We start from the raw sequence: 14,150 nt of genomic DNA, 5'->3' as shown, positions 1-14,150 counted from the left end.
CCGGGTTCCGCTGCCACGCTCTGCGGGACACCGTGGGACAACCCGGCGGGACACCCGGGACAAGGAGACGAACCGTATGACGCCGCTCGCCGCCCCCGTCCACGACCGGGGCATCACCACCCTCACCCTCGACTCACCGGCCAACCGCAACGCACTCTCCGCACGGCTGGTCGGTGAGCTGTCCGCCGCCCTGGAGGTGTGCGCGGCCGACGATGCCGTACGGGCCGTCGTCCTCACCCACACCGGCAACACGTTCTGCGCGGGCGCCGACCTCACCGGACCGCCCGACCCGGCGGCGTTCGTCGCCCTGATGCGGCAGATCGTCGCACTGCCCAAGCCCGTCGTCGCCCGTGTCACCGGCCACGTCCGGGCAGGCGGCCTCGGACTCCTGAGCGCCTGCGACATCTCCGCGGCCGGCCCCGGCGCCTCGTTCGCCCTCACCGAATCCCGGCTCGGCCTCGCCCCCGCCGTGATCTCCCTGCCGCTGCTGCCCCGCACCGACCCGCGCGCAGCCGCCCGCTACTACCTCACCGGCGAACGCTTCGACGCGACCGAAGCGGCCCGCATCTCCCTCATCACGCTCGCCGTCGGGCCCGCCGAGGACATCGACCAGGCGCTCGTCCCCGTACTGGACGGACTGCGCAGGGCCTCACCGCAGGGGCTGGCCGCGTCGAAGGAGCTGGTCACGGCTACTGTGCTGGAGACTTTCGACCGGTACGCCGAAGACCTCATCGCCCGCTCGGCAGCACTCTTCGCCTCCGCCGAGGCACGGGAAGGGATGACGGCCTTCCTCGAACGACGGGACCCCGCATGGGTGCTGTGACGCAATCCACCGACAGGACCCCCAAGCAGGACCGCAGCCGCGCCACCCGCCGGCGACTCCTCGAAGCCGCGGTCGCCTGCCTCGCCGAACACGGCTGGGCAGGCTCCACCGTCTCCGTCGTCGCCGAACGCGCAGGCGTCTCACGCGGCGCCGCCCAGCACCACTTCCCGACCCGCGAGGACCTGTTCACCGCAGCCGTCGAATACGTCGCCGAGGAACGCTCCGCCGCCCTTCGCACCCTGCCCGTCCAGGGCCGCACCGCCGTCGTCGCCGCCCTCGTCGACCTCTACACGGGCCCGCTCTTCCGCGCCGCACTCCAGCTCTGGGTCGCCGCGTCCAACGAGGAACAGCTCCGCCCCCGTGTCACCGAACTCGAAGCCCGTGTAGGCCGGGAGACTCACCGCATCGCCGTCGAACTCCTCAACGCCGACGAGACGAAGCCCGGCGTACGCGAAACCGTCCAGGGCCTCCTCGACATGGCCCGCGGCCTGGGCCTGGCCAACGTACTCACCGACGACACCGCCCGGCGTCAGAGGGTCGTGGCACAGTGGGCGGCGCTGTTGGATGGCGCACTCGACTGACCCTGGGGGGACCTGTGGGCGACCACAGCCCCCACCAGCGCCCAGTGAGTCTTAACCAGTCACCAATACACGAGAAAGAGGCGTGGCATGTCCAGCGACCGTCTCATGCGCATCCACAGCGCCGAGTTCCAGGCCATGGCCGAGAGGGTCCTGCGGGTCACCGAGCTCACCTCCCGCCTGAACGTGCTGCCCTTCGAGGACGAAGCAGGCAAGGCGGAACTGTTCGAGCGGATCCTCGGCAAGCCGCTGCCGCCGAGGGTCACGATCTATCCGCCCTTCTACACGGACCACGGTCTCCACCTCGACCTCGCCGAGCGCGTGTTCATCAACCAGAACTGCACGTTCCTGGACTACGCCGGCATCCGGCTCGGTGAGCGCGTGATGGTCGGCCCGAAGGTCACGTTCATCACCAGCGGCCACCCGGTTGATCCCGAGGAGCGGCGGCTGTACCTCACCGGCGCGCCCATCGACGTGGCGGAGAACGTGTGGATCGGTGCCGGTGCCACGATCCTGCCCGGCGTCAGCATCGGCCGTGATGCCGTGGTCGCCGCCGGCGCGGTGGTGGCCGATGACGTTCCCCCGGCAAGCCTGGTGACCGGCACCAAAGCCACCGTGCACCGACGGTGGTGACGACCTCTCCGGGAGCACACCGGGCACACCGGGCACACGCAGGACGGGTGAGACTCTGCGGATCTGCCCGGAGGCCCGGTCTCAGTTCCCCAGACCCGCGATCTGCTCGTACCCCTCGATCTCCCGGGGATCACGCGGCCCCGGACCGACGTACCTCGCCGAAGGCCGCACCAGCCGCCCCGTCCGCTTCTGCTCAAGAATGTGCGCCGACCAGCCCGCCGTACGCGCACAGGTGAACATCGATGTGAACATGTGCGCCGGAACCTCCGCGAAGTCCAGCATGATGGCCGCCCAGAACTCCACGTTCGTCGCCAGCACCCGGTCCGGGCGACGCGCGTGCAGTTCCTCCAGCGCGGCCCGCTCCAGCGCCTGCGCCACCTCGAAGCGCGGCGCACCCAATTCCTCGGCCGTACGCCGAAGAACGCGCGCCCGTGGGTCCTCCGCCCGGTAGACCCGGTGCCCGAAGCCCATCAGCCGCTCACCCTTGTCCAGGGCCTTCTTCACATACGCGGTGGCATCCCCGGTCCGCTCGATCTCCTCGATCATGCCGAGGACCCGGGACGGCGCACCACCGTGCAACGGCCCCGACATCGCACCCACCGCACCCGACAGCGCCGCCGCCACATCGGCGCCGGTCGACGCGATGACGCGGGCGGTGAACGTGGAGGCGTTCATGCCGTGCTCGGCGGCCGACGTCCAGTACGCGTCGACAGCCTTGACGTGCTTGGGGTCCGGCTCACCGCGCCAGCGGATCATGAACCGCTCGACCACGGACTGCGCCTTGTCGATCTCGCTCTGCGGAACCATCGGCAGCCCCTGCCCGCGCGCCGACTGGGCGACGTACGACAGCGCCATCACGGCGGCCCGCGCCAGATCATTGCGTGCCGTCTCCCCGTCGATGTCGAGCAGCGGCTTCAGGCCCCACACGGGAGCGAGCATCGCCAGCGCGGACTGCACATCGACCCGGATGTCACCCGAGTGCACAGGGATCGGGAACGGCTCGGCCGGCGGCAGACCGGGATTGAACGCCCCGTCGACCAGCAGCCCCCAGACATTCCCGAACGACACATGGCCGACGAGATCCTCGATGTCGACACCGCGGTAACGGAGCGAACCGCCTTCCTTGTCCGGTTCGGCGATCTCCGTCTCGAACGCGATGACTCCCTCTAGTCCCGGTACGAAGTCGGACATAGCGGCTCCCTCAGGTCGGCGGCTGTACGGAGGCCACAGTGGCCTGCCCCAAGATATTGGCGGGTTTCCCACGACGCGGGGAAGCGTGACATCCGGCACAGCTCCCCGATTCACCGGTGACGGATCGATACCCTCCTTGCCGGGCGGACTCGGCCGCTGCGGCAGGATGGCTCCGTGCCCACCGCAGACTCCCCCTCCGATTCCATCACCGATCCGGCCGCGATGCGCGAGCAGTACCGCTCCGAGGGCTTCACCGAGGACACACTGGCCGCCGACCCGATGCAGCAGTTCGCCCACTGGTTCCGGCAGGTCGCCGTGGGCGGGCTGCTCCACGAACCCAACGCCATGGTGGTCTCCACCGCGACCCCCGACGGCCGGCCGTCCTCACGCACGGTGCTGCTGAAGAAGTACGACGAACGCGGCTTCGTCTTCTTCACCAACTACGAATCCCGCAAGGGCCGCGAACTGACCGCCAACCCGTACGTCTCGCTGCTCTTCCCCTGGCACCCGATGGCCCGCCAGGTCGTCGTCACCGGCACGGCGGCCCGCGTCGCCCGCGAAGAGACGGTCGCCTACTTCCGCACCCGCCCGCACGGTTCCCAGCTGGGCGCCTGGGCGAGCGCCCAGTCGACGGTGATCGGCTCCCGTGACGAGCTGATCGGACGCTACGAGGAACTGGCGGCCCGCTACCCGGAGGGCGAGCACATCCCCGCGCCCCCGGACTGGGGCGGCTTCCGCGTCGTACCGGACACGATCGAGTTCTGGCAGGGTCACGAGAACCGGCTGCACGACCGGCTGAGGTACGTACGCGAGGGCGAGGGCTGGCGCGTCGAGCGCCTGTGCCCGTAGTAAAGGGTCCCGGACAGGCAGAAAAGCAAAGGGTCCCGGACAGGCAGAAACCGTTCCTAACCAGTGCGCATGAGTGAGTCCTGGACCCACTGCTGCGTTCTGGGCGCATCCCGAACGGTGTTGGATGCGCTGGGTTCCCGCTTTCGCGTCCCGCTCGGCGGCACGCCTCCAGGGGCGTGATCCGTTGCGGGTGGGCGGGTTCCCTCACGCCCCCGGTTGCCTGGTCCGGCCTGGGCGGTCCGATGCCCCGCACGATCACTCCGGTCGTGTGGGGGCGGTGCCGTCCGACGCCGGATGGGGTGTCCGAGGGCGCGGCGTCCGATCGCGATGCCGGCGGCATCGTGACGGGACATGGTGCGGTGTGGGGTGGCCAGTGGTTTCTGCCAGTGCTGGGCGCCCCACTGGGAGGTGTAGGCGGGGTCGACGCCAACGATCGCAAGGCCTTGTTCGGCGGCCATGGAGACCAGCCGGGCCTTGAGCTTCCCGGTGGGGATGCCGGAGATCAGCTGCCGGAATTTTTTACGGCGGCCGTGTTTCTCGCGGGTCTTCTCGGTGGTGAAGTCGAGGTCCTCGATGCCGATCGCGGCGGCACCGGTCTGCTTGGCCCAGTGCAGTAACTGGGTCAGGGCGTGGCGGAGCTGTGCGTCGCGGTGGGTGGTGGTGCCGGAGAGGTCGTAGGGGAAGCGGTGCGGGTTGCCGATGGGGTTGCCGTGTGGGTCGAGGTGGTAGGCGGCGAAGTGGTCGGCGTTGGTGTCGACGCCGATGATGCCCCGGGCGCGGGCGGCCTCCAGCGGGATGGTCTGCACCATGGGGCGTTGCCAGGAGGCGGTGAGGTACCAGCGGTGGCAGTCGGTGTCGAGGTGGATGCGGTAGGCGACGGCCCGGTTCGTAGTGATGCGGTCGGCCCACTCCACGCCCCGGTGCGCGAAGCCGATGCGGGTGGTGAGGGTGTAGCGGCCGTGTTGGGTGTTGGCCAGGTGGGCGAGTGGGGCGGGCAGCTTGATGGTCACTTCACCGTCCGGGGTGACGCGGATGGTCTCGTTCCCGAACCGCTTGCCCGACTCACCGTCCGCGGCGATGAACCAGCGCTCCGCCTCCCACCGCTCCCGCCACCGGCCCTCGGTGAACTGGGCTTTGATGAGGTGGTGGCGGGTGTGGAGGAGACGTCTGCCGCCCCGCACCACACGCACCCGCCCGGCCTGCCGGTCGGCGACAACGGCCGCATGCCGCGCCTCCAGCGCGGCGAGGCGCCGGGACTTGTGGAACCACTCGCTGCGGGAGCGGTAGCCGCCCGGGGCCCGCTTCGTCCCCGGCGTACCGATGGGGAGGGACAGGCGGTGGCGCAGGGTCCTGATCGCGGTTTCGAGTGTCTGGATGTGTGCGGTCTGGCAGCGGCGGGCCAGTGCCCACTGGTCGTGCGTGGCCTTGGTGATCGCACCCGCGATCCGTGACGACGACAGCGGCGTCAGGTTCCGCTTGCGTGACGCCCAGGTGTCCGCGCTGTGCTCCAGACCATCCGCGCAGCGGGCTTTGAGGTCACGCGAGGCCAGACGGCCCTGGTGCTCACCGACCAGGCGGAGCACGTTCTCGTCCTGGGGCGTGAGGTGCTTCAGACGGTCCCGGACCGCCACCCCACAAGGCCCCGGCACCACGAACGGTGCCGCCAACTCCCGTAAACCACCCACCACACCACCCCTCCCACCGACCCCGGACACCTGCCACCCAGCCCAACGAGCAACCACCGCCAAGGTCACCCATTCGGCCCAGGACCCCCGTTCCCACCCCGCGAACCCGCCATCAGGGCTCACTCCTGCCCACCACAACTCACTTCAGAGCAGCAAACCGGCAGCAGCTCCCAACCCACCTGGACCGCACAACCGAATTAATGAACCGGCCTATTTCGGAGAAGTCGGTGTGTGCTGGGTCACGTTCGAGTTCAATGGTCTGACGTGCGGTAATGCCGGATACGTCCTGCGGGGGTGCGGGGATGAGTGCGTCCACAAGCGGTGGGACGACCGACGCGCTCGGGCCCGACGAGGGTCCGAAGCCCGGGCCCGGGCCCGGGCCCGGGGCCGAGCTGCTCGCGGCGCTGCTCGACGGGATGGATGCGGCGCTCTGTGCGTTCGACGCGGACGGCACCGTCACCCACTGGAACCGTGAGGCCGAGCGAATCCTCGGCTGGTCCGCCGAGGAGGCTGTGGGCCGGCCCGGGCTGGCCGGGTGGGCGGTGCGGCCGGCGGACGCGGGGGAGGTGCAGGGGCGGCTGATGGCGGCCATGGACGGCGCCGGTCGCCAGGTCCACGAGTTCGCGTTGCTGCGCAAGGACGGCGGGCGGGTGCTCGTACGGACGCAGTCGGCCGGGGTGCGGGGTGCGGACGGGAAGCCGGCCGGGGTGTACTGCGCGTTCGGGGAGATGCATGCGCAGATCGATCTGGAGCGGTCGATCGCGCTGAGCGAGGCGCTGCTCGAGGACGCGCCGTGGGGTGTGGTGCTCGTCGACGCCGATCTGCGGCCGACGGTCGTCAACGCGCACGCGGCACGGGCGCTGGGCAGTGGCCGTACGACGCTGCTGGGGCGTCCGCTGGGGGAGCTGATCGCGCAGGGCGTCGAGGACCTGGAGGGCGCGCTGCAGCACGTACTCGCCGAGGGCGCACCACCGGCGCCGGCCGAGTTGTGGGTGACGTTGCGGACGGCGGAGGGGGACCGGCGGCGCTGCTGGCGCAGCGGCTTTCTGCGGCTGGCGTCGCCGCTCGCCGAGGAGCCCGTTCCGTTGGGGGTCGGCTGGCTGTTCCAGGACGTGACCACGGAGAAGCTGGTGGCGCAGGAGGCGGACCGGTTGCGGTTCCGTTCGAACCAGCTGCACCGGGCCTCGCAGTCGGCGTCCGAGTACGAGAACGCGATGGAGGCGGCGACCTCCTATCTGGACTATGCGCTCGCGGGCTTCGCCGACCATGCGCTGGTCGACCTGGTGGCGGGGGAGCGGCTGGTGCGGGTGGCGGCGACCGCGCCCGGTGAGCCCGGGCCGTGCCTGCCGGTGGCCGGCGGCGGCATTCCGCTGCGGTACGCGGCGGGGCACCCGGCCCTTCAGGCGGTGGACCGTACGGGTTCGGTCCGGGCCAGCGCGGGTGCGGAGCCCGGGGCCGGGGTGTGGGCGGCCGAACGGCAGTGGCCGAAGGATTCGGTGCACGCGCTGTGCGCGGTGCTGCGGAGCAGGGGGCGCACGCTGGGTGTGGTGACGTTTCTGCGCTCCGCCCACCGCACGGCCTTTGAACGCCCGGACGCGGCGTACGCGGAGAGTGTGGCGGTCCGGGTCGCGGCGGCGGTGGATCTGGCACAGGTGGTGGCAGCGGACTTTGCCGGCTGACGGCCCGCAGAGCGCGAGTCCACAGGTGGACGGTTCGTCTGCGGGACGCCGGGACACCGGGAGCCGTAGCGCGGGTCGCCCGTGGACACCTTCAGAGGTTGAGCGAGGCGAGTACGGCCAGCACCCGCCGATTGTCGTCGCACGACTGCGCCAGACCGAGCTTCGCGAAGATGCTGTTCGTGTGCTTGCTCACCGATTTCTCGGAGATGTACAGCTGCCGGGCGATCGCGGCATTGCTCCGGCCCTCGGCCATCAGACCCAGCACCTCTCGTTCCCGTCCGGTGAGCGACTGCATCGGCTCCCGTGCGGACGTCTTGTTCAGCAGCTGGGACACGACCAAGGTGTCCATCGCCGTCCCGCCGGCCGCCACCCGCCGTACGGAGTCGACGAATTCACTCACCTCGAAGACCCGGTCCTTGAGCAGGTAGCCGATGCCGCCGTGATGGTCGGAGAGCAGCTCCCGCGCGTACAGGTGCTCCACATGCTGGGACAGCACCAGAACCGGAAGGCCCGGCACCTGCTTTCGTGCCTCCGTCACCGCCTGCAGCCCCTCGTCGGTGAAGGTCGGCGGCAGCCGCACGTCGACGACCGCGACGTCCGGCCGGTGTTCGAGCAACGCCCGCAGCAGGTCGGGGCCGTTGTCCACCGCCTCGACGACCTCGAAGCCGTTGGCCGTCAGCAATTGGATGACGCCCTCCCGGAGGAGGGCGAGATCTTCGGCGATCACAACACGCATGGCATCTCCATGGTCACGGTGGTGGGTCCGCCCACCGGGCTGTCGAGGTCAAGGGTTCCGTCGAACGTGGCGAGCCGGCGCTGGAGTCCGTGGAGTCCGCCGCTCGTCCCGAGTACCGCCCCGCCGCGCCCGTCGTCGCCGACGGTGACGGACAGCAATCCGTCTCCGTGCCGCAGCCGCACCCACGCCGAGTCGGCCCCGCTGTGCTTCACCACATTCGTGAGTGTCTCGGCGACCGCGAAATATCCAGCGGACTCCACCGGGCCCTGAGGCCGGCCCGGCAGTTCGCTGTCGACCTTCACCGGGATCGGCAGGTCCAGCGCCAGGGCCCGGATGGCGCCCTCGAGACCACGCTCGGCGAGGACCGGGGGATGAATGCCGCGGACCAGGTCCCGCAGCTCGGCCAGTGCCAGACTGTTCGCCTTGCGGGCGTCCTGCAGCAGCCGGTACGCGGTGGCGGGGTCGTCCTTGAACGCCTGGTCTGCCAGCCCCAGTTTGAGCCCGACCGCCACCAGCCGGGCCTGCGCGCCGTCGTGCAGATCCCGCTCGATCCGGCGCAGCTCGGCCGCCTGAGCGTCCACCGCCTCGGAGCGGGTTTCGGTCAGCTGTGCCACCCGCAGCGAGAGCAGGGTCTTCTCGGTCGGCGCCAGCAGTCTGTGCGTGATCCGGGAATGCAGCCGAAGCAGCCGTGTTCCCGACCAGAAGCCGAAGAACAGGAAAGCCAGCCCTTGGAAGAAGGCCAGGATGGACGTGTACGTACTGTGCACCGGCCAGGTCAGCGCATATCCGTACGTGTCGTCCATCAGCGGCCAGAACAGCGGAGTCGCCACCACCCCATGGATGCCGTAGAGGATCATCCATCCCGGCAGCAGGCCGGCCAGCAGGCCGACGGGTATGTTGGCCGTCATCCACAGCAGGTCGCGCCAGGTCGCCGGATCGGTGAGCAGGGACCGCGTGCGCCGCAGACTGCTGGGCAGATCCAGCGGCTCGAAGTTCTGGTCCGTGTGCGGACGGTAGGGCGAGGCGATCGGGACCGAGCACCACTCGCCGGCGAAACGGCGGTGCAGATCCGCCAGGTTCCGCACCGCGACGGTGATGATCGGCAACGTGAGGATCCCGACGCCCAGCGGGATCAGCGACAGCGACACGACCGAAAGGGTCACCAGCGGATAGCCGCCCAGCTGCGAGACGATGGAAAGAGCAAGGCCTCGTCTGGCGGCCACCAGACCGGAGTTCAGCCAGGGGCGGAAGTCGGCACGCAGCCAGGGGCGCACCTGACGGCCTCGCCGGCGGACCGTACGTATCACACCTGGCCAGTGAGTAGTCCGCACGTACAAGTCCCGCTCTTCAGGGCCCGGATGGGCGATCTCGGCAGAACACCGTACGCGGTGTACGGGTGACCGCGGCGCGCGGGCCCTGCACCCGGCCTCGGTGATGAAGGGGTGAACCCGTTCGAACACATTAGCCGTGACCGCAGGGGCCTGACGCCGATCACCGCTGGGAAGTAGGGTTTTCTCCCCCTTGGAGAGGGGGCTTACCCGGGTTCCGGCGCGGCTTCCCGCGCCCCAGACTTCGAGGCATGACCACTGAACTTGCGATGGCGACGGAAGCACCGTCGGCCAAGGCGACGGGCGGCAGTGATTTCGCCCAACTGAGCCGCCGTATAGCCGCCGAAGGGCTGCTCGACCGGCGTGCTGCGTACTACACGGTGCGGATCACCCTCGTCGGCCTGGCCTTCGTCGGCGGCTGGGTCGCCCTCTTCGCACTGGGAGACACCTGGCTGCAACTGGTGCTGGCCGCGGTCATGGCCGTCGTATTCGCACAGGTCGGCCTGCTCTCCCATGATCTGGCGCACCGACAGGTCTTCAGCAGCCGTCGGGCAAGCGAGATCGGCGGCCGGATCGCCGCCAACCTCTGCATGGGCATGAGTTACGGCTGGTGGATGAACAAGCACACCCGCCACCACGCCAACCCCAACCACGAGGAGCGGGATCCGGACGTCGCCCCCGACATCCTGGTGTGGTCCCAGCGCCAGGCGCGCTTCGCCACGGGCGTGGCGAAGTTCATCGGCAGGCGGCAGGCCTACCTCTTCCTCCCGCTGCTGACGCTGGAGGGCCTCAATCTCAGCTTCAACAGCTTCAAGGCACTGCGCAGCCCCACCATGAAGCGCCCGTTCCTCGAAGGCGCCCTGCTCGTCGCCCACTTCGTCGCATACTTCGGACTTGTCTTCGCCGCGCTGTCTCCCGGCAAGGCGTTCGCCTTCATCGCGGTCCATGAGGCGCTCCTCGGCGTCTACATGGGCAGTGTCTTCGCGCCCAACCACAAGGGCATGCTCATGGTGACCCCGGACATGCGGCTCGACTTCCTGCGCCGCCAGGTGCTGACATCCCGCAACGTGCGCGGCGGCGTCCTCACGGACGTGCTCATGGGCGGACTGAACTACCAGATCGAGCACCACCTCTTCCCGAGCATGCCGTGCCCCGCGCTGGGCCGTGCCCAGCGGATCACCATGGAGTTCTGCGCGGAGAAGGGCATCCCCTACTACGAGGTCGGCCTGCTCGGGTCGTACCGCGAGATCTTCCGCCACCTGCACCGCACCGGCGAGCCGATCCGCGAGGCCGGCTGAGACCGCGGACGTCTCCTGGACCAGCGGCGCCACCGGCTCGAAGACCACCGCCGTGCCGGAGGCGCCTTTCCAGTGCTGCGACCGGCACTCACGCAGGCCCTAGCGCCGGTAGAAGATCCGGTCCGCGTACTCCGTCATGACGCGCCCGTTCCACGCATGTCCGCCGTCGACGTTCCCCGACCGCAGCAACGGGGGCTCCACCCCGCGTTCCACGAGCTGCTCCGCCGCGGCGGCCATCATCGCCTGCATCACCGCGCTGGTGACGACCGTCGAAGCGGGTGCGAACGGTGCCTCGATCCCGTCGGCGGTCAGCTCCGCGTCGCCGATGGAGATCTTGCTGTCGAGCACGATGTCGCAGTGGTCCCGCAGGAAGCCGCCCGAGCTGTGCCGCGAGCGGGTGCCGTCCGCGTACGCCACCGAAGTGACGCCGATGACCTTCAGGCCGAGCGCCCGCGCATTCATCGCCATTTCCACCGGAAGCGCGTTGCGCCCGGAGAGCGAGATGACCACGAGGACGTCGCCCGCCCTGGCCGGGCTCGAGTCGAGCACCGCGCCCGCCAGCCCGTCGACCCGCTCCAGGGCCGAGCCGAGGGGCGCCGGCACGACATCGACGCCGACCGTCCCCGGCACGGCCAGCAGGTTCATCAGGGCGAGTCCGCCCGCCCGGTAGACGACGTCCTGGGCGGCGAGCGAGGAGTGCCCGGCACCGAAGGCGAAGAGCCTGCCACCCGCGGCGACGGTGTCGGCGATCGCGGCACCGGCGGCCGCGATGTTGCCGGACTCCTCGTCGCGTACGCGCTCCAGCAGGCCGATCGCTGCGTCGAAGAACTGACCGGCCAGCTTGCTGTCGTTCATCGAGGAGGCCCTTTCCGGCGGGGAGAATCGTCCGTGGGGTGTCCGTGCCGCGGATCACGTTGCGGTCTGGACCAGTGGCCTGTCAATACCGCCCACGCCGCACGGTGTCCGGTCGGCTCGGCACGGTTGTCAGCGGTATGGGTCAGAATTGGGTGAGGGCCAGCGCACGACGTTTTTCATGTCACAGCATCGAGGGGCACGAATGTCCGGACTGATCGACACCACGGAGATGTATCTCCGCACCATCCTCGAACTCGAAGAGGAAGGTGTGGTCCCCATGCGCGCCCGAATTGCGGAACGGCTGGACCAGAGCGGTCCGACGGTCAGCCAGACGGTGGCGCGCATGGAGCGCGACGGCCTGGTGCAGGTGGCGGGCGACCGCCACCTGGAGCTGACCGGCGAGGGGCGCCGCCTCGCGACCCGCGTCATGCGTAAGCACCGGCTCGCCGAGTGCCTGCTCGTCGATGTGATCGGCCTGGAGTGGGAGCAGGTCCATGCCGAGGCATGCCGCTGGGAGCATGTGATGAGCGAGGCCGTGGAGCGGCGGGTGCTGGAGCTGCTGCGCCACCCGACGGAGTCCCCGTACGGGAATCCGATCCCGGGCCTGGAGGAGCTGGGCGAGAAGGCCGAGGCCGACCCGTTCCTCGACGAAAGCATGGTGAGCCTGTCGGATCTCGACCCGGGAGCCGAAGGCAAGACGGTGGTGGTGCGCCGGATCGGTGAGCCGATCCAGACGGACGCCCAGTTGATGTACACGTTGCGACGGGCGGGTATTCAGCCCGGCTCCGTGGTCAGCGTGACCCAGTCGCCCGGCGGAGTGCTGGTCGGCAGCAGTGGTGAGGCGGCGGAGCTGGGCGCCGAGATCGCCTCGCATGTGTTCGTGGCCAAGCGCTGACGGGCGCTGCTGACGGGTGCCGCCGACCGAGTGCCGGCAGGGCGCTGAGGCGTAACGTCCGCTTTCCTTTTTTCCGCCCGGAATCGCAGCGCCGGGGCGGATCGCGTGCCAGGCTGTGGCTGAGGCATACCTGAGGGCGTCGGCCACTTGGCCGCGCGGTCGGGGAGGGAGCAGGCACATGCGCCCGTCGTACTGGCATGTCCGGCATGTCCGGCACGCGCACCGGGAGGTCGCTGTAGCGGCCCCGGCCGCCCACGAAGCCGGTTCCGCCGTCCGCGAGATCTGTGCCTGCCGCCCGCGAAGGCGTTCCGGTGCCGGCCGCTCCCCGAACGGCAGAGGGCCCCGGCGCCTTGCGGCGCCGGGGCCTGTCCTCCCCTGTTCCGACCTGGAGCCCCGAGCTCTCGAGGTCGATTCCCGCGGGCCCTCATCCCCGAGTGGCCCGCCTCCCGAAGAAGATCTCCCCTCCGTGGCCGCCGCCAATCCTTGGACCCGGTCACTCGAACGAGGGGTGTTGGATGCCGTAACCCGATTTTCGAATAAAGGTTCGATAGTCTGGCCGACGCGACCACACGGTGATCGAGCGGTGATCGAGGACCAGAAGGGGGGCCAGAACATATGGTGCGACGGATCGATGTGACCGGGGCCGACGGCGTACGCCTCGCGGCCTGGGAGTTCGCCGACCCGCCCAAAGGGCGCACGGAGGGCGAACACGCCCCCGGGGTCTTATTGCTCCACGGTTTGATGGGCCGGGCCTCGCACTGGGCGTCGACCACCCGCTGGCTCGCCGAGCGGCACCGCGCTGTGGGCCTCGACCAGCGAGGACACGGCCGCAGCGAGAAGCCGGCCGAAGGGCCGTACACCCGCGAGGCGTACGTCGCCGACGCCGAGGCGGCGATCGAACAGCTCGGCCTCGCACCCGTCGCCCTCGTCGGGCATTCGATGGGGGCGCTCACCGCCTGGCAGCTCGCCGCGAAGCGCCCCGATCTCGTCCGGGCACTGGTCATCTGCGACATGCGGGCCTCCGCGCTCGGCGCGGCCTCGCAGCGGGAGTGGGAGGACTGGTTCACGACCTGGCCGGTTCCGTTCGCGACGCTCTCCGACGTCCGGAAGTGGTTCGGCGAGGACGACCTCCGGCTGGAGCGGCCCCACCCGGCCCGCGGCGAATTCTTCGCCGAGGTGATGGCCGAGCGGGCCGACGGCTGGCGTCCCGTCTTCTCCCGTCGCCAGATGCTCCAGTCCCGCGCGACCTGGGTGTTCGACGCGCATTGGGAGGAGCTGGCACAGGTCCGGTGCCCGACCCTGGTGCTCCGCGGCCTCGACGGCGAGCTGGGCCGGGCGGAGGCCCAGGAGATGGTCCGCGCACTGCCGCGCGGGCAGTACGCGGAAGTGGCCGACGCCGGCCATCTCGTCCACTACGACCAGCCGGAGGGCTGGCGCGCGGCGGTCGAACCCTTCCTGGAGCAGTTCGCCGAGGAGCCCCAGGACGACCGCGAGCCTGTCTCCCCTTGACGTGCTCCCTGGCCTGAAGTCCAGGGATTCCGGCCTGGGTCGTGTGACCCTTCCGGGGGCTTCCTGCTTCAACGCGCTGTGCCGGGACTTT

General features: G+C 70.0%; 13 protein-coding genes. 8 read left to right on the top strand and 5 right to left on the bottom strand.

All coding sequences use genetic code 11. The features are described from left to right. Nucleotides 1–76 precede the first annotated feature (76 nt). The 3 genes from ACH4EW_RS31055 (at nucleotide 77) to ACH4EW_RS31045 (ending at nucleotide 2,034) form a co-directional block, all read left to right on the top strand. Entirely contained in the window at nucleotides 77–823 is a 747-nt protein-coding gene (locus ACH4EW_RS31055; RefSeq protein WP_398262660.1) for an enoyl-CoA hydratase family protein, read from the top strand. Beyond that, the gene (locus ACH4EW_RS31050; RefSeq protein WP_398262658.1) at nucleotides 811–1,404 is read left to right on the top strand and encodes a TetR/AcrR family transcriptional regulator; all 594 of its coding nucleotides are present in this window, start codon (nucleotides 811–813) and stop codon (nucleotides 1,402–1,404) included. Before ACH4EW_RS31055 ends, ACH4EW_RS31050 begins: the two co-directional genes overlap by 13 nt. Before the next feature lie 87 nt (nucleotides 1,405–1,491). Continuing rightward, on the top strand, nucleotides 1,492–2,034 hold the full coding sequence (locus ACH4EW_RS31045) for a DapH/DapD/GlmU-related protein (RefSeq protein WP_398262656.1): 543 nt from the start codon (nucleotides 1,492–1,494) through the stop codon (nucleotides 2,032–2,034). A gap of 81 nt (nucleotides 2,035–2,115) precedes the next feature. On the opposite strand, the gene ACH4EW_RS31040 is transcribed toward ACH4EW_RS31045, so the two are convergent. Continuing rightward, nucleotides 2,116–3,225: a citrate synthase 2 gene (locus ACH4EW_RS31040; RefSeq protein ID WP_398262654.1), complete on the bottom strand. Its 1,110-nt coding sequence runs from the start codon at nucleotides 3,223–3,225 to the stop codon at nucleotides 2,116–2,118. A 222-nt stretch (nucleotides 3,226–3,447) separates the two neighbouring features. Here ACH4EW_RS31040 and pdxH point away from each other — a divergent pair, with 222 nt between their 5' ends. Then, on the top strand, nucleotides 3,448–4,074 hold the full coding sequence (gene pdxH, locus ACH4EW_RS31035) for a pyridoxamine 5'-phosphate oxidase (protein WP_398262703.1): 627 nt from the start codon (nucleotides 3,448–3,450) through the stop codon (nucleotides 4,072–4,074). Between the two features lie 56 nt (nucleotides 4,075–4,130). Here the strand turns inward: pdxH and ACH4EW_RS31030 are convergent, their stop codons facing one another. Next, entirely contained in the window at nucleotides 4,131–5,759 is a 1,629-nt protein-coding gene (locus ACH4EW_RS31030) for an IS200/IS605 family accessory protein TnpB-related protein (protein ID WP_398262701.1), read from the bottom strand. Between the two features lie 302 nt (nucleotides 5,760–6,061). Between ACH4EW_RS31030 and ACH4EW_RS31025 the strand changes: the two genes are divergently transcribed. Beyond that, complete coding sequence (locus ACH4EW_RS31025) at nucleotides 6,062–7,438, top strand: PAS domain-containing protein (protein ID WP_398262652.1); 1,377 nt, start codon at nucleotides 6,062–6,064, stop codon at nucleotides 7,436–7,438. Nucleotides 7,439–7,529: 91 nt separating this feature from the next. Here the strand turns inward: ACH4EW_RS31025 and ACH4EW_RS31020 are convergent, their stop codons facing one another. Next, nucleotides 7,530–8,174: a LuxR C-terminal-related transcriptional regulator gene (locus ACH4EW_RS31020; protein ID WP_398262650.1), complete on the bottom strand. Its 645-nt coding sequence runs from the start codon at nucleotides 8,172–8,174 to the stop codon at nucleotides 7,530–7,532. Beyond that, nucleotides 8,162–9,448 (bottom strand): sensor histidine kinase, encoded by a 1,287-nt coding sequence (locus tag ACH4EW_RS31015; protein ID WP_398262648.1) that lies wholly within the window; start codon nucleotides 9,446–9,448, stop codon nucleotides 8,162–8,164. The genes ACH4EW_RS31020 and ACH4EW_RS31015 overlap by 13 nt, the downstream gene beginning before the upstream one ends. 305 nt (nucleotides 9,449–9,753) lie before the next feature. Between ACH4EW_RS31015 and ACH4EW_RS31010 the strand changes: the two genes are divergently transcribed. Further along, entirely contained in the window at nucleotides 9,754–10,800 is a 1,047-nt protein-coding gene (locus ACH4EW_RS31010; protein WP_398262646.1) for a fatty acid desaturase family protein, read from the top strand. Nucleotides 10,801–10,899: 99 nt separating this feature from the next. Here the strand turns inward: ACH4EW_RS31010 and ACH4EW_RS31005 are convergent, their stop codons facing one another. Then, nucleotides 10,900–11,655: an SIS domain-containing protein gene (locus ACH4EW_RS31005; protein ID WP_398262644.1), complete on the bottom strand. Its 756-nt coding sequence runs from the start codon at nucleotides 11,653–11,655 to the stop codon at nucleotides 10,900–10,902. A gap of 202 nt (nucleotides 11,656–11,857) precedes the next feature. On the opposite strand from ACH4EW_RS31005, the gene ACH4EW_RS31000 reads away from it, so the two are divergent. Both ACH4EW_RS31000 and ACH4EW_RS30995 read left to right on the top strand, forming a co-directional pair. Further along, nucleotides 11,858–12,550 (top strand): metal-dependent transcriptional regulator, encoded by a 693-nt coding sequence (locus ACH4EW_RS31000; protein WP_398262642.1) that lies wholly within the window; start codon nucleotides 11,858–11,860, stop codon nucleotides 12,548–12,550. 615 nt (nucleotides 12,551–13,165) lie between these two features. After that, nucleotides 13,166–14,059 carry an alpha/beta fold hydrolase gene (locus tag ACH4EW_RS30995; protein ID WP_398262640.1) on the top strand — a complete coding sequence of 298 codons (894 nt, stop codon included), beginning with the start codon at nucleotides 13,166–13,168 and terminating at the stop codon, nucleotides 14,057–14,059. Nucleotides 14,060–14,150: the final 91 nt, after the last annotated feature.

The sequence above is a fragment of the Streptomyces sp. NPDC018000 genome, from assembly GCF_044328025.1.
Taxonomy (GTDB): domain Bacteria; phylum Actinomycetota; class Actinomycetes; order Streptomycetales; family Streptomycetaceae; genus Streptomyces.
Note: the sequence above shows the minus strand (reverse complement) of the source record. Positions and strands in the feature narration are given on the sequence as shown.

Bases quoted from the DNA above. Each gene is read 5' to 3' on its own strand.
- ACH4EW_RS31055 (WP_398262660.1), top strand. From the start codon at position 77: ATGACGCCGCTCGCCGCCCCCGTCCACGACCGGGGCATCACCACCCTC.
- ACH4EW_RS31050 (WP_398262658.1), top strand. From the start codon at position 811: ATGGGTGCTGTGACGCAATCCACCGACAGGACCCCCAAGCAGGACCGC.
- ACH4EW_RS31045 (WP_398262656.1), top strand. From the start codon at position 1,492: ATGTCCAGCGACCGTCTCATGCGCATCCACAGCGCCGAGTTCCAGGCC.
- ACH4EW_RS31040 (WP_398262654.1), bottom strand. From the start codon at position 3,225: ATGTCCGACTTCGTACCGGGACTAGAGGGAGTCATCGCGTTCGAGACG.
- pdxH (WP_398262703.1), top strand. From the start codon at position 3,448: ATGCGCGAGCAGTACCGCTCCGAGGGCTTCACCGAGGACACACTGGCC.
- ACH4EW_RS31025 (WP_398262652.1), top strand. From the start codon at position 6,062: ATGAGTGCGTCCACAAGCGGTGGGACGACCGACGCGCTCGGGCCCGAC.
- ACH4EW_RS31020 (WP_398262650.1), bottom strand. From the start codon at position 8,174: ATGCGTGTTGTGATCGCCGAAGATCTCGCCCTCCTCCGGGAGGGCGTC.
- ACH4EW_RS31010 (WP_398262646.1), top strand. From the start codon at position 9,754: ATGACCACTGAACTTGCGATGGCGACGGAAGCACCGTCGGCCAAGGCG.
- ACH4EW_RS31005 (WP_398262644.1), bottom strand. From the start codon at position 11,655: ATGAACGACAGCAAGCTGGCCGGTCAGTTCTTCGACGCAGCGATCGGC.
- ACH4EW_RS31000 (WP_398262642.1), top strand. From the start codon at position 11,858: ATGTCCGGACTGATCGACACCACGGAGATGTATCTCCGCACCATCCTC.
- ACH4EW_RS30995 (WP_398262640.1), top strand. From the start codon at position 13,166: ATGGTGCGACGGATCGATGTGACCGGGGCCGACGGCGTACGCCTCGCG.